The sequence below is a fragment of the Fusobacterium ulcerans genome (genome assembly GCF_003019675.1).
GTDB classification, from domain to species: Bacteria; Fusobacteriota; Fusobacteriia; order Fusobacteriales; family Fusobacteriaceae; genus Fusobacterium_A; species Fusobacterium_A ulcerans.
In genome coordinates this window covers 2,380,929-2,404,577 of record NZ_CP028105.1, presented here as the reverse complement: position 1 = coordinate 2,404,577, position 23,649 = coordinate 2,380,929, and the positions used below count along the sequence as shown (strand labels likewise).

At 33.3% G+C, this 23,649-nt stretch carries 16 protein-coding genes; 10 read left to right on the top strand and 6 right to left on the bottom strand.

Annotation, left to right across the window (positions count from 1 at the left end):
* Positions 1-15 precede the first annotated feature (15 nt).
* The 8 genes from C4N20_RS11115 (at position 16) to zupT (ending at position 11,439) form a co-directional block, all read left to right on the top strand.
* Positions 16-1,410 carry an NAD(P)/FAD-dependent oxidoreductase gene (locus tag C4N20_RS11115; protein WP_005976349.1) on the top strand — a complete coding sequence of 465 codons (1,395 nt, stop codon included), beginning with the start codon at positions 16-18 and terminating at the stop codon, positions 1,408-1,410.
* A gap of 182 nt (positions 1,411-1,592) precedes the next feature.
* Positions 1,593-2,753: a signal recognition particle-docking protein FtsY gene (gene ftsY / locus C4N20_RS11110; RefSeq protein WP_005976348.1), complete on the top strand. Its 1,161-nt coding sequence runs from the start codon at positions 1,593-1,595 to the stop codon at positions 2,751-2,753.
* Between the two features lie 154 nt (positions 2,754-2,907).
* On the top strand, positions 2,908-3,906 hold the full coding sequence (gene pta / locus C4N20_RS11105) for a phosphate acetyltransferase (RefSeq protein WP_005976347.1): 999 nt from the start codon (positions 2,908-2,910) through the stop codon (positions 3,904-3,906).
* Positions 3,907-3,939: 33 nt separating this feature from the next.
* A complete protein-coding gene (locus tag C4N20_RS11100; RefSeq protein WP_005976346.1) occupies positions 3,940-5,142 on the top strand; it encodes an acetate/propionate family kinase in 1,203 nt (400 codons plus the stop codon).
* Positions 5,143-5,259: 117 nt separating this feature from the next.
* Positions 5,260-8,844 (top strand): pyruvate:ferredoxin (flavodoxin) oxidoreductase, encoded by a 3,585-nt coding sequence (nifJ, locus tag C4N20_RS11095; RefSeq protein WP_005976345.1) that lies wholly within the window; start codon positions 5,260-5,262, stop codon positions 8,842-8,844.
* Positions 8,845-8,946: 102 nt separating this feature from the next.
* Positions 8,947-9,546: a pentapeptide repeat-containing protein gene (locus tag C4N20_RS11090; RefSeq protein ID WP_005976343.1), complete on the top strand. Its 600-nt coding sequence runs from the start codon at positions 8,947-8,949 to the stop codon at positions 9,544-9,546.
* A gap of 148 nt (positions 9,547-9,694) precedes the next feature.
* A complete protein-coding gene (locus tag C4N20_RS11085) occupies positions 9,695-10,585 on the top strand; it encodes a pyridoxamine kinase (protein ID WP_005976341.1) in 891 nt (296 codons plus the stop codon).
* Positions 10,586-10,662: 77 nt separating this feature from the next.
* Entirely contained in the window at positions 10,663-11,439 is a 777-nt protein-coding gene (gene zupT / locus C4N20_RS11080) for a zinc transporter ZupT (protein ID WP_005976339.1), read from the top strand.
* A gap of 32 nt (positions 11,440-11,471) precedes the next feature.
* On the opposite strand, the gene C4N20_RS11075 is transcribed toward zupT, so the two are convergent.
* From C4N20_RS11075 to C4N20_RS11050, 6 genes are all read right to left on the bottom strand, one after another.
* The gene (locus C4N20_RS11075; protein ID WP_106878581.1) at positions 11,472-13,739 is read right to left on the bottom strand and encodes a bifunctional dihydroorotate dehydrogenase B NAD binding subunit/NADPH-dependent glutamate synthase; all 2,268 of its coding nucleotides are present in this window, start codon (positions 13,737-13,739) and stop codon (positions 11,472-11,474) included.
* A gap of 81 nt (positions 13,740-13,820) precedes the next feature.
* Positions 13,821-15,170, bottom strand: a complete 1,350-nt coding sequence (gene gdhA, locus C4N20_RS11070; RefSeq protein WP_005976334.1) for an NADP-specific glutamate dehydrogenase — start codon at positions 15,168-15,170, stop codon at positions 13,821-13,823.
* Positions 15,171-15,281: 111 nt separating this feature from the next.
* Complete coding sequence (locus C4N20_RS11065) at positions 15,282-16,679, bottom strand: sodium/glutamate symporter (RefSeq protein ID WP_005976333.1); 1,398 nt, start codon at positions 16,677-16,679, stop codon at positions 15,282-15,284.
* 136 nt (positions 16,680-16,815) lie between these two features.
* The gene (locus tag C4N20_RS11060; protein WP_005976332.1) at positions 16,816-17,982 is read right to left on the bottom strand and encodes an alanine dehydrogenase; all 1,167 of its coding nucleotides are present in this window, start codon (positions 17,980-17,982) and stop codon (positions 16,816-16,818) included.
* 321 nt (positions 17,983-18,303) lie between these two features.
* Positions 18,304-18,612 carry a DUF6506 family protein gene (locus C4N20_RS11055; protein WP_231940501.1) on the bottom strand — a complete coding sequence of 103 codons (309 nt, stop codon included), beginning with the start codon at positions 18,610-18,612 and terminating at the stop codon, positions 18,304-18,306.
* Positions 18,613-18,615: 3 nt separating this feature from the next.
* Complete coding sequence (locus tag C4N20_RS11050; RefSeq protein WP_005976330.1) at positions 18,616-20,010, bottom strand: sigma-54 interaction domain-containing protein; 1,395 nt, start codon at positions 20,008-20,010, stop codon at positions 18,616-18,618.
* Between the two features lie 307 nt (positions 20,011-20,317).
* Between C4N20_RS11050 and ade the strand changes: the two genes are divergently transcribed.
* Both ade and C4N20_RS11040 read left to right on the top strand, forming a co-directional pair.
* Complete coding sequence (gene ade, locus C4N20_RS11045; RefSeq protein WP_005976329.1) at positions 20,318-22,072, top strand: adenine deaminase; 1,755 nt, start codon at positions 20,318-20,320, stop codon at positions 22,070-22,072.
* Between the two features lie 34 nt (positions 22,073-22,106).
* The gene (locus C4N20_RS11040) at positions 22,107-23,414 is read left to right on the top strand and encodes an NCS2 family permease (protein WP_005976328.1); all 1,308 of its coding nucleotides are present in this window, start codon (positions 22,107-22,109) and stop codon (positions 23,412-23,414) included.
* The last annotated feature ends 235 nt before the right edge of the window (positions 23,415-23,649 follow it).

Genomic DNA, 23,649 nt, shown 5'->3' with positions numbered 1-23,649 from the left:
CTGGAGGTTAAAATAGTGAAATATGACATTATCTTTTTAGGCGGTGGACAAGCAGGGGTATTTGGTGCTTATGAAGCTGTAGAAAAAAAGGATGGAGTTAAAATACTGATTATAGATAAGGGAAGAATGCTTAAACAGAGGGTATGCCCTAAAGAAACTCTTGGAAAATGTGTAAATTGTCCTACTTGCTCAATAATCTATGGAGTAAGTGGTGCTGGAGCTTTTTCCGACTCAAAATTCAATATGGATTACAGAGTAGGAGGAGATGTACACAATGTAACAGGAAAAAAAATAGTTAATGATACTATTCAGGATGTAGTAAATATATATAGAAAATTTGGATTTAATGAAAAACCAGCAGGAATGAATTATAATTCTGTCATGGAAAAAATAAAAAGAGGATGTATAGAAAATGGTATTCAGCTTGTTGATACTCCTACTATGCACTTAGGAACTGATGGTTCAAGAAAATTATATACTCAGCTCATAGATTATTTAATTGAAAAAGGCGTAGAATTTGCTACTGAAAGAGAGATAGAAAGCCTTATTATTGAAGATAAAACAATAAAAGGAGTAGCAGTAACTCACAAAGGAAAAAGAGAAGAGTATTATTCAGATCATGTAGTCATTGGAATGGGAAGAAGTGGTGCCCAAAAGATGATGGATCTTTGCAAAGAGCATGATATAAAATATGAAAATGGTGCTATCGATATTGGAGTAAGAGCTGAAATTCCTGATATTATTATGAAAGAAATCAATGAAAATTTCTATGAAGCAAAGATGATTTATTACTCTAGAAACTATAGAGATAAAATGAGAACTTTCTGTAGTAACCCTAGTGGATTTATTGCTGCTGAAAAATATGAGGATGATTTCGTTCTTGCAAATGGACATGCTTATAAAGATAGAAAATCTACTAATACAAATCTAGCTTTATTATGTACTAAAAAATTTACAGAGCCATTCAATCAACCATTTGAATATGCAACTGCAATAGCTAAAATGTCATCAATGCTTACTGGTGGTAAACTTTTAGTTCAGTCATATATAGACTTAAAAGCTGGAAGAAGATCAACTGATGAAAAACTTTCAAGATTAAATATTATTCCAACTACTGAAGATTATGTTGCTGGAGATATTGCTCTGGCATGTCCTCAAAGACTTCTAGACAATATAATGGAATTTATTGAAGTTCTTGATAAAATTACTCCTGGATTTGCTTCTGGTGATCTTTTACTTTATTTTCCAGAAATAAAATTCAGAAGTACAAGAATAGAAATAACTAAAGAGATGGAAACAAGTATAAAAGGTCTTTATGCTGCTGGAGACAGTTCTGGTTATGGAAGCGGATTGAACATTGCTGCTGTAATGGGAATATTAGCTGTAAGAAATATTTTAACTAAATTATAATATTTATAATAACACTGTTCTATGAAATTAAAAATTTTATAGCCAGTGTTATTTTTTTATTTCACTGTGCAAAGAAAGAAAAATGCTCACATTTGGATTCATTTTCACTCTTTTAAATTGAAAAACTGTATAAAGTATGGTAAAATTAATGAAAAGAAGTTATTTTTAGGAGGACATAATAAATGGGTTTTTTCAGCAAACTTTTTAAGAAAGATAAGAATGAAGAAGAGAAGAGTAATGTCACTGTTGCTGGTGTTGAAATCTCTGAAATTCTTGAAGAAAATAAAGAAAAATCAGAACTTGAAATAGAAAAAGAAATAATCGAATCTATTCCTGAAGAAAAAGAGGAAGATTTAACTGAACCTGTACTTGAAGAAAAAATGGAAGAGTTAAAAGACCCTATTCCAGAAATAAAAAAAGAAGAGGAGAGCAAAGGATTTTTTACTTCCCTCAAAGATAAACTTTTTAAATCTAGAGAGGGATTATTTGGTAAGTTAAAATCTTTTATCTTAGGAAGAAGTGTAATAGATTTTGAAATGTATGAAGAGTTAGAAGATATCCTTATCCAGTCTGATATTGGTATGGATATGACAGTAAAAATAGTTGGTGCTTTAGAAAAAGAAGTAAAAAAGAGAGGAATAAAAGATCCTAAGGATATTTATCCTGTCTTAAAAGAAGTTATGGAAGGTTTCCTTATCAAAGAGGGAAATGATATAGTTATAGAAGATGGTAAATTAAATGTTATTCTTGTAGTTGGTGTAAATGGAGTAGGAAAAACTACTACTATTGGTAAACTAGCTTCTAAATTCGTAAAAGATGGTAAAAAAGTTATACTAGGTGCTGGTGATACATTTAGAGCTGCTGCAATTGAACAGCTTGAAGAATGGGCAAAAAGATCTGGTGCTGAAATAGTTAAAAGTACACAAGGTTCTGATCCTGGGGCTGTTGTCTTTGATACCCTTGCCGCTGCTGAAGCAAGGGGAGCAGATATAGCTATCATAGACACTGCTGGAAGGCTTCATAATAAAAATAACTTAATGAAAGAATTAGAAAAAATTCATAATATCATTAAGAAAAAATTAGGTGATCAGCATTATGAATCTATTCTGGTAATAGATGGTACCACTGGTCAGAATGGACTTTCACAAGCAAAAGTTTTCAATGAAGTAACTGATTTAACTGGTTTCATAATAACTAAATTAGATGGAACTGCTAAAGGGGGGATTGTGTTCAGTATATCTGAAGAGATTAAAAAACCAATTAAGTTTATTGGAGTAGGCGAAAAGATTGAAGATTTAAGGAAGTTTGATGCAAAAGAATATATACAAGCTATATTCGACTAATAATATACTTTTATTTTGTATATGTTTTTCAAAATTAATTGTAATTATAGTTAAAATTTGTTAGTATATATTTAACACTTAAGGGATAAGTATGTCCTCTGAACATGAAAAGATAAAAAGATAAAAAATAAATAATATTAAGGAAGTGATTGTTTTGAGTTTTTTAGTTAAAATAAGAGAAAAAGCAAGAACAGTTGGTAAAACAGTTGTATTACCAGAAGGAAAAGATGAAAGAGTAGTTACTGCTGCGGCTAAAATAGTTGAATTAGGAGTAGCTAAACCTGTAGTTTTAGGAATTAAAGAAGATATGGAAAGAGTTGCTAACGACTTAGGAATATCTTTAAAAGGTGTAGAAATAATCGAAATCGCTAATTCTCCAAAATTAGACGAATATGCAACTAAATTTGCTGAATTAAGAGCAAAAAAAGGAATGACTTTTGAAAAAGCTAAAGAAATCATGTCAACTGATTCTAACTTCTATGGAGCTATGATGGTAAAAATGAAAGATGCTGATGCTATGGTATCTGGATCAGATTCACCTACAGCTGATGTATTAAGAGCTGGACTACAAATCATAGGAACTAAACCTGGAATAAAAACTGTTTCTTCTATGTTTGTTATGGAACTTACAGAAAGACAAGAAACTTATGGAGAAGTTTTACTATTTGGAGACTGTTCAGTTATCCCAGTTCCAACTTCTGAGCAATTAGCAGATATTGCTGAAGCTTCAGTTGTTACTGCTAAAAATGTAGTAGGAATGGAGGGAAAAGTTGCTTTAATGACTTTCTCAACTAAAGGTTCTGCAAACCACCCTGATATCGATGTAGTAAAAGAAGCTGGAAATATCTTAAAAGAAAGAGGAGTTACATTCCCTTACGAAGCTGAGATACAGGCTGATGCTGCTATCGTTAAATCAGTAGCAATGAAAAAATGTCCTGAGTCTAAAGTTGCTGGAAGTGCTAACATATTAGTTTTCCCTAACCTTGCAGCTGGAAACATTGGATACAAACTAGTTCAAAGATTAGCTGGTGCTAATGCTTATGGTCCATTAATTCAAGGACTTGCATCTCCTATCAATGACTTATCAAGAGGATGTTCAGTAGATGACATCGTAAACCTAGTAGCAATTACAGCAGTTCAAGCAGCTGAATAATAAAAAAATATAATCTTGGAGGTTAAACGTATAATGAAAGTTTTAGTAATAAACTGTGGAAGTTCATCATTAAAATATCAATTGATGAACCCTGAAACTAAAGAAGTATTTGCAAAAGGACTTTGTGAAAGAATCGGAATTGATGGTTCTAGAATGGAATATGAAGTACCTGCTAAAGATTTTGAAATCGAAATCAAAAAACCTATGCCTACTCATAAAGAAGCATTAGAATTAGTAATCAACGCTATAGTTGATAAAGAAAACGGAGTTATCGCTTCTGTTGAAGAAGTTGGAGCTATCGGACATAGAATGGTACATGGTGGAGAAACATTTGCTTCATCAGTATTATTAAATGAAGATGTTATGAAAGCTGTTGAAGAAAACAATGACCTTGCACCTCTACACAACCCAGCTAACTTAATGGGTGTTAGAACTTGCATGGCTCTTATGCCTGGTAAACCTAATGTAGGAGTTTTTGATACTGCATTCCATCAAACAATGCCAGCAAAAGCATATATGTATGCTTTACCATATGAAGATTACAAAGATTTAAAAGTTAGAAAATATGGATTCCACGGAACATCTCATCTTTATGTTTCTGAAACAATGAGAGAGATCATGGGAAATCCTGAGCACTCTAAAATAATTGTTTGCCACTTAGGAAACGGAGCCTCTATGTCTGCTGTAGTAGATGGAAAATGCGTAGACACTTCAATGGGACTTACTCCATTACAAGGTCTTATGATGGGAACTAGATGTGGAGATATCGATCCTGCTGCTGTTCTATTCATCAAAAACAAAAGAGGATTAACTGATAAAGAAATGGATAACAGATTAAACAAAGAATCTGGAATATTGGGAATCTATGGAAAATCTTCTGACTGTAGAGATATGGAAAACGGTGTAGCTGAAGGAGACGAAAGAGCTATACTTGCTGAAGAAATGTTTATCTACAAAATCAAATCTTACATAGGAGCTTATGCTGCTGCTATGGGTGGAGTAGACGCAATCTGCTTCGCTGGAGGAATTGGAGAAAATGCTGCTGGAATAAGAGAATCTGTAATCAGTGGACTTGAATTCATGGGAGCAAAGATTGATAAAGAAGTTAACTCAGTTAGAAAAAAAGGAAATGTAAAACTTTCTACTGAAGATTCTAAAGTTTTAGTTTATAAAATACCTACAAATGAAGAGCTTGTAATAGCTAGAGATACTTATAAAATTGTTGCAGGAAAATAATTTGTTAAAAAATATCAAAAAAAAGTGAATTTATAATTGACAAATTTTAATAATGATTTAAAATATATAGTAGAGTAATTTTTTTAAAATACTTTAAAATTATAGGAGGATATTGTAATGGTTAAAAAAATGCAGACTATGGACGGTAACCAAGCTGCTGCGTACGCTTCATATGCGTTCACAGAAGTAGCTGGAATCTACCCAATCACTCCATCATCTCCAATGGCAGAATACACAGATGAATGGGCTTCAAAAGGAATGAAAAATATTTTCGGAGTACCAGTAAAAGTAGTAGAAATGCAATCTGAAGCAGGAGCTGCTGGAACTGTACACGGGTCTTTACAAGCAGGAGCACTAACAACAACTTATACTGCTTCTCAAGGATTATTATTAAAAATACCTAACATGTATAAAATAGCTGGAGAACTTCTTCCAGGAGTTATCCATGTATCAGCAAGAGCACTATCTGCTCAAGCATTATCTATCTTCGGAGACCATCAAGATATATATGCTGCTAGACAAACTGGATTTGCTATGTTAGCAACTAACTCAGTTCAAGAAGTTATGGACCTTGCAGGAGTAGCTCACTTAGCAGCTATCAAAACAAGAATTCCTTTCATGCACTTCTTTGATGGATTCAGAACTTCTCACGAAATTCAAAAAGTAGAAGTTATTGACTATGAAGTTTTCAAAAACTTAATAGACATGAACGAAGTTCAAGCTTTCAGAGAAAGAGCTCTTAACCCTGAGCATCCAGTAACTAGAGGAACTGCTGAAAATGATGACATTTATTTCCAAGCTAGAGAAGCTCAAAATAAATTCTATGATGCAGTACCTGATGTAGTTGCTCACTACATGGCTGAAATTTCTAAAGCAACTGGAAGAGATTACAAACCTTTCAACTATTATGGAGCTCCAGATGCAGAAAGAATCATCATAGCTATGGGATCTATCTGCCCTATATCTGAAGAAACAATTGATTATTTAAATGCTAAAGGAGAAAAAGTTGGAATAGTTTCTGTTCACTTATTCAGACCATTCTCTGAAAAATATTTCTTTGATGTATTCCCTAAAACAGTTAAGAAAATAGCTGTATTAGATAGAACTAAAGAACCTGGATCAGTTGGAGAACCTTTATTACAAGATATCCAATCTATTTTCTACGGAAAAGAAAACGCTCCAGTAATCGTTGGAGGAAGATATGGACTATCTTCTAAAGATACTACACCTGCTCAAGTAGTTGCAGTATTTGAAAACTTAAAATTAGATCAACCTAAAAATAAATTTACTGTTGGTATCGTTGATGACGTTACTTTCACTTCACTAGAAGTTGGAGCACCTATATCTGTTACTAGCCCAGACGTTAAAGAATGTCTATTCTTTGGACTTGGAGCTGACGGTACAGTTGGAGCTAACAAAAACTCTATCAAAATCATTGGAGACAAAACTGATTTATATGCTCAAGGATACTTCGCATATGACTCTAAAAAATCAGGAGGAGTTACTAGATCTCACTTAAGATTTGGAAAAACTCCTATCAAAGCAAGTTACCTAATTTCTAACCCAAGTTTCGTTGCTTGTTCAGTACCAGCTTACTTACATCTATATGATATGACTTCAGGAATCAGAAAAGGTGGATCTTTCTTGATCAACTGTATTTGGTCTCCAGAAGAAGCTGTAAAAGAAATCCCAGCTAAAGTTAAAAAAGATTTAGCTAAAAATGGAGCTAGATTATTCATAATCAACGCTACTGCTCTAGCTGAAGAAATTGGATTAGGACAAAGAACTAATACAATCATGCAAGCTGCTTTCTTCAAACTAGCTGATATCATTCCATTTGAAGAAGCTCAACAATATATGAAAGACTACGCTAAAAAATCTTATGCTAAAAAAGGTGACGATATCGTTCAAATGAACTATAGCGCTATCGATAAAGGAGCAGAAGGATTAATCGAAGTTCCAGTAGATCCAGCTTGGGCTGATCTTGATGTTACTTGTGATTGCTCAGGACACGAACATGAAAACTGTTGTTGTGGAACTTGCAGCAGCGAAATGACTAAAACTGAGAAATTCGTAGAAAGAATTGCTAAACCAGTTAATGCTATAAAAGGATATGACTTACCAGTATCTGCATTTGATGGATACGAAGATGGTACTTTTGAAAACGGAACTTCTGCTTTCGAAAAAAGAGGAATCGCAGTTCACGTTCCTGTATGGATTGCTGAAAACTGTATCCAATGTAACCAATGTTCATATGTATGTCCTCACGCAGTTTTAAGACCATTCTTAATGACTGCTGAAGAAAAAGCAGCTTCTCCAGTTGAATTAAAAACTATAAAACCAATTGGAAAAGGATTAGAAGGATTTGAATATAGAATGCAAGTTTCTGCTCTAGATTGTACTGGATGTGGATCTTGTGCTAATACATGTCCTGCTAAAGAAAAAGCTCTAGTTATGAAACCTATTGCTGATTCTCTAGAGGCTGGAGAAGACAGAAAAGCTGGATACCTATTCAACAATGTTGAATACAGAAGCGACTTAATGTCTAAAGATACTGTAAAAGGATCTCAATTTGCTCAACCATTATTCGAATTCCACGGTGCTTGTCCAGGATGTGGAGAAACTCCATACCTTAAAGCAATCACTCAATTATTCGGAGACAGAATGATGATAGCTAATGCTACTGGATGTTCTTCAATATACAGTGGATCTGCTCCTGCTACTCCATATACAACTAACAAAAATGGACATGGACCATCATGGGCTTCATCTCTATTCGAAGACAATGCTGAATTCGGAATGGGAATGCACGTTGCAGTTGAAGCTATGAGAGATAGACTTCAAAACATAATGGAAGTAAATATGGATAAAGTTCCAGCAGAAGTTGCTGAACTATTCAAAGAATGGATTGAAAACAGATCATCAGCTGCTAAAACTCAAGAAGTTTCAGCTAAAATAATTGCTGCTCTTGAAGGAAAAGACTGTGAAATCTGTAAAGAAATCTTAAGCTTAAAACAATACTTAATCAAAAAATCTCAATGGATCTTCGGAGGAGACGGTTGGGCATATGACATCGGTTATGGTGGAGTTGACCACGTTTTAGCTTCTAATGAAGATATAAACATTGTAGTTCTAGATACAGAAGTTTACTCTAATACTGGAGGACAAGCTTCTAAATCAACACCTACAGGAGCAATTGCAAAATTCGCTGCTGCTGGTAAATCAGTTAAGAAAAAAGACCTTGCTGCTATAGCTATGTCTTATGGACATATCTATGTTGCACAAGTTTGTATGGGTGCAAATCAACAACAATACCTAAAAGCTCTTAAAGAGGCTGAAGCATATAATGGCCCATCTCTAATCATAGCTTATGCTCCATGTATCAACCACGGATTAAAGAAAGGTATGTCTAAAGTTCAAAACGAGATGAAACTTGCTACTGAATGTGGATACTGGCCAATCTTCAGATACAATCCAACTCTTGAAGCAGAAGGTAAAAACCCATTACAAATAGATTCTAAAGAACCTAACTGGGATAAATATGAAGAGTACTTATTAGGAGAAGTAAGATACGCTACTCTTTCTAAAGCTAACCCAGCTCACGCTAAAGAACTATTTGAATTAAACAAATTTGAAGCTCAAAGAAGATGGAGACAATATAACAGACTTGCTTCTATGGACTTTGCTTCTGAAAAAAAATAATAAAGATTTAAATATCTAAGTATTTTTGAGACTGACCTCTGGTCAGTCTCTTTTTTTATGGTATAATAAGTTGAATAAATATATTAATAAAAAGGAGTTATTATGCTGGAGCAGGATATACTTAAAGCTATTGAAGAGGAAATTTCAGTTTGTGGAGAATATTACCAAGAGTCTATTGCTAATATGAATCTAAAAAGAATCGATTTTGAAAATAGCATATTTCAAGAATGTAAATTTGAAAATTGTGATTTTACAAATTCTTCTTTTTCTCATGTAGAGATGACTAAATGCAGTTTTAAAAATTGTAAATTTATTTCATCTTATTGGAACTCAAGCACTGTTACTGACTGTAATGGTGATGGATGTGATTTTAACCAAAGTATATTTAAAAATATTGATATAAACAAAAGCTCTTTTTTCTATGCTAACTATTCCAACTCTCTTTGGGTGAGTATGAATATCAGAGATAGTTTCTTTAATTATGGCTTCCTCTCTGAAATAAAAATGAAAAAAATCAAATTAGACAATGTAAATTTTTCTAATACAGACTTTTTTAAGACTCCTTTGAAGGGAATTGATTTTTCTAGCTGTATTATAGAAAATATAAGAGTATCAGATAATTACAGTGAATTACGAGGCATGCAGCTCAGTATAACTCAAACTATGGACATAGCTCTGATTATTGGAATAAAGATAAAATAAAAAATAGAAAACTTCTTGTAAATAGCTTTTTTTACTCTCTTATAGCTTATTTCAGCAAAATATTGTATAATAATTATGGAAATAAATAATCTTAAAATAAAATTATAGCGAAATAAAAATATACAAACTAAAATAAAAGGGGAATAAAATGGATAATATAGTAAAAAAAGTAGCAGCTATTCATGATCTTTCTGGTTATGGAAGATCTTCATTAACAAGTATTATACCCATACTTTCAAGCATGAAATTACAGGTATGTCCTGTTCCAACAGCAGTACTTTCTACTCATACTGGAGGATTTGAAGGATTTAGCTTCCTTGATCTTACTGATTACATGGAACAGCATATAGCTCACTGGAAAAAGCTAGGACTTGAATTTGATTGTATATACTCTGGATTCTTAGGGTCTCCTAGACAAATAAAAATAGTAGCTGACTTTGTAGATTTCTTTGGACATAAAAATAATCTTACTGTTATAGATCCAGTACTAGGAGATAATGGAAGACTTTATGGAACAATGGGAAACGAGATGGTAGAGGAAATGAAAAAGCTAATTGGAAAGGCTGATATAATCACTCCTAACTTTACAGAGGTTACTTTTCTTTTAGATAAGGAATACAAAAAAGAAATAAGTGAATCTGAAGTGAAAGAATGGCTTATTGAGCTGGCAGCTATGGGACCAAAAATAGTAATAGCTACAAGTGTTCCTGATGAAGATTCTCATTCTACTGACAGAAAAACAAATGTTGTAGCTTATGACAGAGAAAATAATGTTTTCTGGAAAGTAAGCTGTAAATATATTCCTGCTTCTTATCCAGGTACTGGAGATGCTTATACAAGCGTTGTTATAGGAAGCCTTCTGCAAGGAGACAGTCTTCCTATTGCTATAGAAAGAGGAGTTCAGTTCATTACTCAATGTATACTGGCAAGTTATGGATTCAAATATCCAAACAGAGAAGGGGTTCTTCTTGAGAGAATGCTTGATGTTTTAAAGATGCCAACTATTTCAAGCAGCTATGAACTTTTAAAAAATGATTAATAAATTATAAAGGAATTATGAGGTATTTTTTGTAATAATATATAAAATCTCGTAATTTAAAGAAAGGAAGTGAATAAATGTTTGAAGATGTAGCAGCGACAAGAGCATTGATTTTATCTTTCTTAGCTGGAATGTCAACACTGCTTGGGGCTTTCATAATATTTTTAACTAACAAAAAAAGTGAAAAACTGGTAACTATTTCATTAGGATTTGCTGGGGGAGTTATGATAAGTGTATCTTTTACTGATCTTATGCCTAATGCAAATATTCTTTTAGCAGCATATGCTGGAGACAAAATGGGCGTAGTTTTGGGAGTCATATTCCTTCTTATAGGAGTGCTATTGGCAGCTATGCTGGATAAATTTGTTCCCCATGAAAATGAACCTCATGGAGATGGAAAACAGCATGAAAATCTTTTCAGAGTTGGGTTTGTATCTACTCTGGCAATAGGGCTTCATAACTTTCCAGAAGGAATAGCAACATTTATGGCTGGTTATGAAAATATGACTTTAGGTATCTCTATTGCTTTGGCTATAGCTATGCACAATATTCCAGAGGGAATCTCTGTAGCTATGCCTATTTATTTTGCTACTGGAAGCAAGATGAAAGCTTTTAAGTATACTTTTTTATCAGGAATAGCAGAGCCGATTGGAGCTACTTTAGCTTTCCTAATATTAAAGCCTTATATTAATGATCTTACTCTAGGAATGATATTTGGAGTTATTTCAGGAATTATGCTTTACATAGCTATTGAAGAACTTCTTCCAAGTTCTAGACAGTATGGGTACACTAAAGAAGCATTAATAGCTACTTTTGCAGGTATTATTTTAATGCCTTTAACTCATGTAATATAAAAATATGGTGACCTATTCAGTCACCACTTTTTTTATTTATTTTTCAAATAATTATCTATTTCTGCTGCTGCTTTCTTTCCTGCTTCCATTGCAAGTATTACTGTAGCTGCTCCTGTTACTGCATCTCCCCCTGCAAATACTCCCTCTCTTGAAGTCCTTCCAGTTTCCTCTTCTGCTTCTATTCCCTTCCATCTATTGACTTTAAGGTTTTCTGTTGTTGAAGCTATAAGTGGATTTGGTGATGTTCCCAGTGACATTATTACTGTTTCTGCTTCTATTATAAATTCGCTGTTCTCTATTGGTGAGAATTTTGCTCTACCACTTTCATCTGGTTCTCCAAGCTCCATTCTTATACATTTGATCTCTTTTACCCAGCCTTTTTCATCTCCAACTACTTCTGTAGGTGATACTAGAAAATGGAATTTAATTCCCTCTTCTTTAGCATGTTCTACCTCTTCTCTTCTAGCTGGTAGTTCTGCTTCTCCTCTTCTGTAGACTACTGTTGTATCTGCTCCCAGCCTCTTAGCAGTTCTGGCAGCATCCATAGCAACGTTTCCTCCACCTACTACTATTACTCTCTTACCTATTTTTATAGGTGTTGCATAATCAGATTTATTAGCTCTCATAAGGTTTACCCTTGTTAAAAATTCATTTGCTGATATTACCCCATTATAGTTTTCTCCGGGGATATTCATAAATCTTGGGAGTCCTGCTCCGCTTCCTATGAATACTGCTGAGAATCCCTTTCTGTCCAAGAGTTCATCTATTGTAAAAGTTCTTCCTACTACAGCATTAGTTACTACTTTTACTCCCAGCTTATACAGATTTTCTATTTCCTTATCCACTACTTTTTCCTTTGGAAGTCTGAACTCTGGAATCCCATAGCTTAATACTCCTCCCAGTTTGTGAAGCGCTTCATAAATAGTTACATCATATCCCATCTTAGCCAAGTCTCCTGCTGCTGTAAGTCCTGCTGGTCCTCCTCCTATGACTGCAACTTTCTTGTTATTCTTTTCTTTTATCTCATATTCTATTCCATTGGCTATTACCCAGTCTCCTACGAATCTCTCTAATTTACCAATAGATACAGGCTCACCTTTTATTCCTAGTATACATTTTCCTTCACATTGAGTTTCCTGTGGACATACTCTTCCACATACTGCTGGAAGATTTGAGTATTCAGCTATTATTCTTCCTGCTCCTGCCATATCTCCTTCTTTTATCTTTTTAATAAAAGCTGGTATATCTATTGATACAGGACATCCCTGCACACATAGAGGATTTTTACAGTTGATGCATCTTGAAGCTTCTGCCTGAGCCTCCTCCATGTTATATCCGTAACATACTTCTTCAAAGTTCTTGTTTCTTATATCAGGTTCCTGCTCTCTCACAGGTACTCTTTTCTTTTTATCCACTACTATTTCATGATTAGGACAAGAAGGGTTGTGATGAGTTTCTCCATCTTCTATCATGAGAATATTTCTTCCCTCTTCTGTCTTATACATATTCTGTCTTCTCATTGCTTCATCAAAGTTTACTTGATCTCCATCAAATTCCGGTCCATCTACACAGGCAAATTTGACTCTTCCCTCTATTGTTACTCTGCATGCACCACACATTCCAGTTCCATCTACCATTAAAGGATTTAGACTTACTGTATTTGGAATATTATTTTCTCTGCATTTTTTAGATGCAAACTTCATCATTATCATAGGTCCGATTACAATAGCATGATCATAATGCTTTCCTTCTTTTAAAAGGTCGTCTATTACATCTGTAACCATTCCTTTTCTCCCATATGTTCCATCATCTGTACATACATAGAGATTACCTGATACAGATTTCATTCCATCTTCAAATATTAAAGTATCTCTGCTTCTTGTACCAATTATTACATCAGCATCTATACCATTTTCTTTCATCCATTTTACTTGTGGGTATACTGGAGCTGTTCCTACTCCCCCAGCTACAAAGAGATATTTTTTCTTTTTCAGCTCTTCCATATCTGTATGTATAAGCTCGCTTGGCTGTCCAAGAGGACCTACTACATCAGCAAAATATTCTCCCTTTTCAAATTCTCCCATTTTCTTAGTACTCTCTCCAAGCACTTGAAAAACAATAGCTACTGTTCCTTTTTTCCTGTCATAGTCGCATATAGTCAAAGGGATACGTTCCCCCTTAGCATCTGTCTTAATGATAAGAAACTGCCCCGGCTGAGCTGATGCTGCCAGATCAGGTGCTTCTACATCCATATAACAGATGATTGGTGTAAGCCATTTCTTTTCTACTATTTTATACATAATTTCACCGCCATTTTATCTATGCAAGAAGAGAGCAATCCAAATGAACTGCTCTCTATCTTAGTTCTTTTCTATTTCAAATTAATAATTTCCCTGCATTAACATAGTGTCTGCAACTTTTTTAAATCCAGCTATATTTGCACCTTTAGCTAAACTTACATTATATTGAACACTCATTTCTTTAGATTTTTTGTAAATATCTTTCATTATGTCATGAAGTTTGCTGTCTACTTCCTCTTCAGACCATTGATATCTCAAACTATTTTGAGACATTTCTAAAGCTGATACTGCAACTCCTCCAGCATTAGCAGCTTTTGCAGCTCCAAATCCAATTCCATGTTTTTCAAATAGTTCAATAGCTTCAGCACTGCATGGCATATTAGCTCCCTCACAAACTATTTTTACTCCATTTTCAACTATTTTTTGAGCATCTTCAAGAAGTATTTCATTTTGAATAGCACATGGAACAACTATATCAACTTTTCTTTCCCAAGGTTTTTTCCCTTCAAAGTATTCAAGGTTAAATTTCTCAGCAAAATCTTTTAAAGATACATCTTTATTTCCTCTTACTTCAAGCATATAATCTACTTTTTCACCTTTTATTCCATCAGGATCATATACATATCCTTTAGAACCAGAAATAGTAACTACCTTTGCTCCAAGCTCTGCCATTTTCTTAGCAGCTCCCCATGCAACATTTCCATATCCTGATATAGCTACAATTTTTCCTTCAATAGATTCTCCCATATCTTTTAACATCTCTTGAATGAAATAAGTTACTCCATATCCAGTTGCCTCTGGTCTTATTTTACTTCCACCATAATTTTGATTTTTTCCAGTAAGTACTCCATTTTCATAAGCACCTTTTATTCTTCTGTAATGTCCAAAAAGATATCCTATCTCTCTTCCACTTACACCTATATCCCCTGCTGGAACGTCTTTATCTGGTCCTATATGACGATAAAGTTCTGTCATAAAGCTCTCGCAGAATCTTTTTATCTCTCTGTCTGATTTATCTGTAGAGTTAAAGTCACTTCCTCCTTTTCCTCCACCTATTGGAAGTCCTGTCAATGAATTTTTGAATGTTTGTTCAAAAGCCAAAAACTTCATAGAATCCAATGCTACTGAAGGATGGAATCTAAGTCCCCCTTTATATGGTCCTATAACACCATTGAATTCTACTCTGAATCCTCTATTTACTTGAATATTTCCATTGTCATCTTCCCATGGTACTCTAAATATTATTTGTCTTTCAGGTTCAACTATTCTCTCAAGAATATTTTGTTGAATATATTGAGGATTTTCTGCAATAAATGGAGTTAGACTAGTTAAAACTTCCTCTACTGCCTGTACAAATTCCTTTTCCCCTGGATTTTTTGCTTTTACTTTTTCAATTACTTTTTCTACGTATTCTTTTGCTGACACTCCCATATGTTTCCTCCTCATATTAAAAATATACCATATTATAGTATATATTTGTAAAAAATGAAAATATTTTTTTAAAGCATAGAATTTTTAAAATTCTATGCTTCAAAATTGAATTTATATTTCTAATTCTGCATCACTGATTCTTTCTTTCTGTGGAACATTCCATAATTTTAATACAAATGCTGCTATAAAACTTACTACCAATGTTATAACCATAACTGTCATAAAGGTATTTACTCTTCCAGTACTCAATAGAATTGGTCCTAAAAGCAGAGTATAGTACTCAACAAAGTCTATTGGTGAAGTTACTGCTGCATCTTCTAAAGTCTTTGATTTTCCTTCTGGATCACATATTCTTAGAAGTGTCAGTCCTATTGCATATACTCCTGTACAATATCCATATACAAATATACAACGCTCAAACCAGTATTTGTTGTTTAGACGAGGTCCTATAAAATACATACAAAGCAATAAACTTCCAAGAGCCATAGCTGATAAAACTATAATCGGCATTGCAAACTGCATAACTATTTCAATTTTAATTCCTGCTACTCCGAAGAATACAAGGAAATCAGTTGCACTTCCACTTATTCTTGATATAGAACGCTTATCTACATGTTTTCCAATTCCAGAATATTTCAATAATTGTGTCATAGCTACTGCTATAAGGAAAGCCCATAAATATGTAGGCATTGTAGCAAGATAAATTCTTACATACTTAATAGTTGCATAAGCAAGCCCAGTTGGAATTATTATCATTAAGAAACTCCAAGCTAATGGATCTAAAGCTATTGGACTTACCATTTCCTTACCCATTTCAGGCTCATTATTTTCTGGCATCCAACCTGTTTTAAATTGCTCAGGCAGAGCATCAAATCTATTTACAAAACTTGTATATTTCTTATTAGTAGCATTTTTTATCATTATTATTCCACCAATAAGTCCTACAAGAACCCCTACTGTAGCAAATGTCATTCCAACGTCTGTAGCTCCTGCCCATCCAGTTGCTTCTGTTACTGCTGATCCAAATGCTGCGTTAGTACCATGTCCTCCTACAAATCCTCCACCAACAAGGATAGTAAATCCTTCTGGAAGTTTCATAATAAATTTATCTATAATATATACTCCCACACCAATTGGAACTATGTATACCAATATTGAGGCAATAGAACGATAAACATATAAAGCAAGTATTCTTTTTAAACTTTCCCCTTTTGATTCTTTTAATTCCCCAAGTCTCTTCTCTTCTTTAACTACAGAGAAACTTCCATAAGCAATCGCTGAGAATACAATAACCATAAATGCTGATGTATAATTTCCCATATGGCTGGAAAAACGAAGAATATTTACTCCGTATGGTCCTATAGCCAACCCTATAAATCCTGCTATCAAACTTGATGGTATATACAGGTTTTGTAGAAACTTGACTTTACTTCTTAACATATGTCCTAAAAAAATAAGCACTGCTGCTTTCATTAAATCCAAAAACAATACTTCAATACTAAAATCCATAATTACCTCCTATAAATAAATTTCCCCATTTTTCTTTTTTAGAAAAAAATGGATAAAGTGAAATGCTCTGGTCTTAGCTTTTTTCTTACTCTATCCATTCTTCTAAAATACAATCTATGTTTGAGTATCTGACTGTCTATTTTTTGCAAGTTGTAGGTTTTGATGAAGTGCTTGTAGCTTTAGGAGCTATACTGTAAGTTCCTTCTTCCAATCCTAACATTTCTTCTGGAGTTACCCACTCTCTTCCTTGAATAGCTGATGTTTCTTCATGAGTAAGTACACCCATATATGAAGTCATACTTCTTCTAAGATATCCATTAAGTCTGCATGCTTCTTTTACACCATTTTGAACTATTGACTTGAAATGTTCTATAACACTTGCAGCATAAGCTATTGATGTAGTTTTTGAAGCTGCTCCCGGGATATTATCTACTCCATAGTGTACTATTCCATCTACAACAAATGTTGGATTTTCATGAGTAGTATGATGGTAAGTTTCAATAGCTCCACCAACGTCAGCACTTACGTCTACAATTACTGATCCTTTTTTCATCATAGAAAGCATTTCTCTAGTTACTAGATGATCTTTTCTATGTTTAGGCCATTTTACACAGTTTACTATTATATCAAGATTTGGCATTAAAGCTTTTATGTTTGCTGAGTTAGATATCATTGTATTGATTCCTGGATATCTTTCTATTAAATCTCTTAGTATTTTTACATTTATATCCATAACTGTTATGTTAGCTCCCAATCCGTAAGCTAATTGAAGTGCTCCAGTTCCTGCAAGTCCAGCTCCTATAATAAGGATATTAGCTGCTGGTGCTCCCCCTGCTCCACAAATTAGTTGTCCAGATCCTCCATTAGTTCTTAATAGATGCTCTGCTCCTTTTAAAAGACCTAATTTACCAGCTATTTCACAGTTAGGTGATCCATATCTATGAGTATCCTCTGCTGTAAAAGCTATAACTTTTGATTTTAATAAAACATCTACTTCATCTTTTGAAGCTGCTGGGTGAAGACAAGTGAATATTATTTGTCCTTCCCTTAAAAGATCAAATTCACACTCTTCCAACTCTTTTACTTTTGTAACAAAGTCACAAGTTGCATAGATCTCTTTCATATCTTTTGCTATTTTTGCTCCTGCTTTCACATAATCTGCATCCTCAAAACTTGCTCCTTCTCCTGCACCAGTCTCTACATATACTTCTGCTCCCAGAGAAACTAATTCTGCTGCCTCGTTAGGTGTCATTATTGTTCTGAACTCTCCATCTTTAATATCTTTTAATAATCCTACTTTCATTTTATCCTCCTTGGTATGTTGCTTTATTTATGCCTTAATATAAAGCAATAACCATGCCAAAAAATAATATTTTTTTTGTGATCTGAAAGTGATAAAATATGTCATTATTACAAAATTTGTTTTCTTATTTTTCAACTTTTTGTTTCATTTACAAACTAAAAGATATCATTCAGTTCGCCATAAATTGTATATATTGCTCACATTCGGGCAATCCAATGCCAGTTTTTGATTTTTTAATCATATTTGAGCAAAGAAAAGAAAAGCCCAGAAATTTAATTACAAAATTTCTAGGCTGAATAACTTTATATCCATTTTTTTGTATTAATTACCAAAAAATTTCTTAAACAAAGGATCCAGAGAAGGATCATGTACAATATACCCAACAGCTACTTTATTATCTGTCATTTTAACTACTTCATCTGCTTTTTCTTTTCCAAAAGCACCACATAGTTCTATTGCTCCAACTCCCTCTTCCACAAGATATTTTATTTTGTCTTCCATTTCATCAAAATTCTTTATAGTACATATATAAGTAACTTGATTTTCAGTTTCAAATACAGCCTTATGTACCTCTGGAGTATAATGATTTCCCATAAGTATAAACGCAAATTTCTTTTTCAATATCCTCACTCCCTACAATTCATATTGTTTTATTTTTCTTTGTAAAGTTTGTCTTGGTATCTTTAATATTAATGAAGCCTTTGATATATTGTGCATAGACATTTCCAAAACTTTTTCTATTACATTTTTTTCATATTCCTCTACCATTGTTTTCAAATCTTTAACAGGAAGCTCTGTTTTCTGCTTTTTCTTTCCTGTTATCTCTATCCATTTTCTTTCTAAATCTGAAAATTCAAGTTTTTCCTCATCTGGTCTTATAACACTCATACCAAAAGCTACTATATGCTCTATCTCTCTTATATTTCCCGGCCAGTCATATGTCTGGAATGTCTGGCATATTTCACTGGAAATATATCTTACATTCTTTTCAAGAAGTTCATTATATTTAGCTACAAAATAATTTACAAGAACAGAGATATCATCTTTTCTCTCTCTTAATGGAGGAATAGTTATATTTAAAACACTCAGTCTATAGTAAAGGTCCATCCTTAATTCATTGTCCTCTATTGCTTTCATAGGATCTTTATTTAAAGCTGCAATTATTTTTACATTGATATCTATTACATCCTTTGCTCCTATTCTTCTTATTTTATTCTCCTGTAGGGCTCTCAATAATTTAGACTGCAAATTCATAGGCATAGAGTTGATTTCATCTAAAAAAATAGTTCCCCCATCTGCTGTCTCTAAAAGTCCCGGACTGTCTACTGCCCCTGTAAATGCTCCCTTAGCTGTCCCAAAGAATATACTTTCAAGAAGGTTTTCTGGTATAGCTGCACAGTTTTGAGCAATAAAAGGCTTATCTTTTCTTTTACTTTCATTATGTATAGCCTGAGCAAAAAGCTCTTTTCCAGTTCCAGTTTCTCCATAAATCATTACTGGAAGATATGAATCAGATATCGTTTTTATAAATTCTTTCAATTGCTTCATTTCAAAGTTGTTAGTTATAATATCATCAAGAGTATATCTCGCCCCATTCTTATTTAAAGAAAGATCTTTTAAATTTATTTTTTTTAATTCATCTAAGCTTATTTCAGTATCTTTTTCAAATCTTTTAGGATCAGTTATCTCTTCAGAGGATAAATCAATGGCTCCTACTACCCTGCCTCCTGACTTAATTGGTATTGATAATGAAGAAATTAATATTTCTTTATGATTTCTAGGCTTTAATTTTTGATTTTTAACATATATGGGCATTTCCAATTCCATAGCTCTATACATGCTGCTTTTATTTCCAGAAAGATTTTCATATATTTCATAGAAATTTTTTCCTATTACTTCATAACCTTCACTATTGTTATTAAGTTTACTATTAAATTTAACTGTAAAAAGTATTTCCCCTTTTGTGTCTATAATTGTTATTCCATCGATATAACCTTTTTCCCCAAAAAGATTTTTTATAAGTTCCATGGCTGCTCCTTAATTTTCCCCCAGTTATTTTTATTATACATCTATTACTATAATAGCATATTTTATAATATTTTTAAAACATTTTAGCGTAATGATAGACATTGATGGAAAATTTTATCTTTTTTTATAAAAAGAATTATCAAACATTAAAAAACTTTATATAGTACCTATAAAACAATTTTTTTATTTTAAAATTAAAAGCCCTTATTTAATTATGCTTGAAATGTATTTATTTACGTTTTTCAAAATTTAGTATATAATATAGTATATTTTTAAAAATGATATAATTTCATTCAAGGAGGAATAAATGAATAAAATAGATAGAAGAAAACTTATAGAGACTGCCCTTGGAAAAAGAGAAGCAACTTTGAAATTGGAAAATGCTAATCTTGTAAATGTATTTTCTGGGGAAATCTATATGGCTAATGTATATCTATACAACGAATATATTGCAGATGTAGTAGAAATTGAAAATGATAAAAATAAAAAAGCTGAGAAAGTAGTGGACTTGAAAGGAAAATATCTTGCTCCTGGGTTTATTGATTCTCATCTTCATATAGAGAGCAGTCATTTGACTCCATACCACTTTGCTGAAGCTGTTATTCCAAAGGGAACTACTACTATAATAGCTGATCCTCATGAAATAGGAAATGCTCTGGGAGAAGAGGGAGTTGACTATATGCTTGAAGCTTCTGAAAATCTTCCTATGAATCAATATTTCCTTATTCCTTCATGTGTACCATCAGTAGTAGGTCTTGAAACTACTGGGGCTGAACTTACAGCTGATATGATAGATAAAATGCTGGATAAAGATAGAATTCTTGGATTGGGAGAGGTAATGGACTATGTTGGTGTCATTAATTCTGATAAAAGAATGGAAGATATAATAGATGCTGCATATCAAAAAGATAAGTTCCTTCAAGGACATGCTCCAGAAGTAATTGGTAAAGATCTTTCAGCTTATTTATGTGGTGGTCCTGTGTCATGCCATGAAGTAAGAAATGGAATTCATGCAAAGGAAAAGATAAGAAAAGGAATGATAGTAGATGCCAGAGAAAGCTCTATGTCAAAAAATATTACTTCTATAGTTGAAAATATCAAAGACTTGCAGTCACCTAGAAACTTAACTTTGTGTACAGATGACAGAGAGCCTAAAGATATTCTTGAAAAAGGTCATATAAATGATTGCGTAAGAATTGCTGTAAAAGCTGGACTTGATCCAATAGAAGCAATAAGAGCTGTCACTTTAAATGCTGCTCAAGCTTACCATCTGGAAAAACTAGGTGCTGTTGCTCCTGGATATTTTGCTGATATGGTAGTTTTTGACAATCTTAAAGATATCAATGTAAGTTCTGTATATTATAAAGGTAAGTTAGTTGCAGAAAATAATCAGATGACTGTTGAAATTAAAAAGCCTGTCATTGAAATAGAAAATAGAAATACTGTAAATATAAAAGATTTCTCAGCAGAAGATTTTAAAATAAAAGTTCCTGTAGAGAATGGAAAAATAGAAATTATTGGTATGGAATATACTGACAGAGTAAGAAGCATCACTAGAAAAAAAGTATTTGAAGTTCCTGTAAAAGACGGATATATCGACCTTAGTGGAACTGAATTAAACTTTGTATCTATTGCTAACAGATATCACAATGATAATATTGCCCTAGCTGTAGTTGAGAATTTCTATATGGCAAAAGGTGCTGTAGGAACTACTTACTCTCACGACTCTCATAACATTACTATTATATACAACGATCCTCAAGATGCTGTAGCTATCTCTAAAAGAATAGCTGAAATAGGTGGAGGAGTAGTTGTGGCTGAAAATGGAAAAATAGTTGATGAGCTTCCTTTCCCAATAGCTGGGATGCTTTCTCAAAAACCAGCTAAAGATGTAAGCTTGGATATTCAAAGAATGAATGCTCTGCTTAGAACTTATGGTATAGAAACTGACAGCCCTATAACTAGACCTAGCACTTTAGCTCTTATTGTTATTCCAGAGGTAAAAATGAGTGATCTTGGTCTTATAGATGTAGTTAACCAAAAAGTTATCAAACAATTTTAAATAATATTTTTTGACAAGGGGGAAAAACAAAAAAATGAACAGCAAAAATGAAGGTTTCTTGGATAAGTATTTCAAGATAACAGAGAGAGGAAGCAACATCAAAGTTGAGATGGGTGCTGGATTAGCTACTTTTATGACTATGTCATATATTTTGATAGTTCATCCCATGATTATGAAAAGTGCAGGAATGCCTGCCAATGAAGTATTCACAGTTACTGCTATCACATCTTGTGTTTTTACACTGCTTATGGGATTATATGCCAAGCTTCCTTTTGCTCTTGCACCAGCTATGGGAAGTAATGCTTTCCTTGCTATGACATTAGTTGGAAGTGGAGCTGTAACATGGCAGCAAGGTCTTGCTATGAACTTTGTATCTGGAATAATCTTCCTGATTATGTCTATATTTGGTTTTAGAGAAGTTATTGTAAAATTTCTTCCTAAGAGTTTAAAGCTCGGGATAGGAGCAGCAGTTGGAATTTTCCTTATTGAACTGGGATTCAAAAACGGTGGACTTATGAAAGCTGTTAATGGTTCTGTTTCAATAGGAGATTTGAGCAATCCAGCAGCTATGACAGCACTTTTTGGTATTTTTGTAACAGCTATACTTGCTGCCAGAAGAGTAAAGTGTGATATGCTTCTTGGAATAGTTTCTGCTACTCTTATAGGTATTCCTTTAGGTGTAACTAAAATTCCTGCCAGCTTTATAGCTATGCCAAGCACTATCAGTGATATTGCTTTTAAACTTGATTTTTCAAATATATTCAGCATAAAAGTTCTTCCTATACTGTTTGTATTCTTTGTTGGAGATTTTTTCTCTACATTGGGAACATTATTGGGAGTATCTGAAAAAGCTGGTCTTTTGGATGAAAATGGAGATCTTCCTGATATTCAGAAACCTTTCCTAGTAGATGCTCTAGGTACAGTAGTTGGAGCTGCTATGGGAACTACTACTATCACTACATTTGTTGAGTCTGCTGCTGGTGTTGGGGCTGGAGGTAGAACAGGGCTTACTGCTGTTTCTACAGGAGTATTATTCTTCTTCAGTTTATTTTTGAGTCCACTGGCTCTTATGGTGCCTGCTGCTGCAACTGCTCCAGCTCTTATCATAATGGGGATACTTATGCTTGGTGGAATGAGAAATATTGAATATGATAATTTTACAGAATCTTTCCCTGTGTTCTTTATGGTTATCTGTACAGCATTTACTAACAGTATTTCTAATGGTGTTGGTGCTGGAATAATTTCTTATGCAGTGGTTAAACTAGGAGCTGGAAAAGGTAAAGATGTAAGTATTGGGTTATATGTACTTGCAGCTATTATGGTGTTCTATTTTATAAAATAAAATATTGAAATTATAGAAAATTAAAAAGTTTTAGGAGTTGTTTATTAAAGATTCCTAAAACTTTTTTATTATCCTTTAAATTTGACTCTTATTTTTAGTTTAAGACTAGCTACAGTAGAAATAAAGTCTATTAATATTGTTCACCACCCCTAAATCGCTAAACTCGTTTCACTCAGACAGTAGCGATTTTTAACGAGCTGTTTCACCTCATTAATTACGACTTTTCTTCTAATTT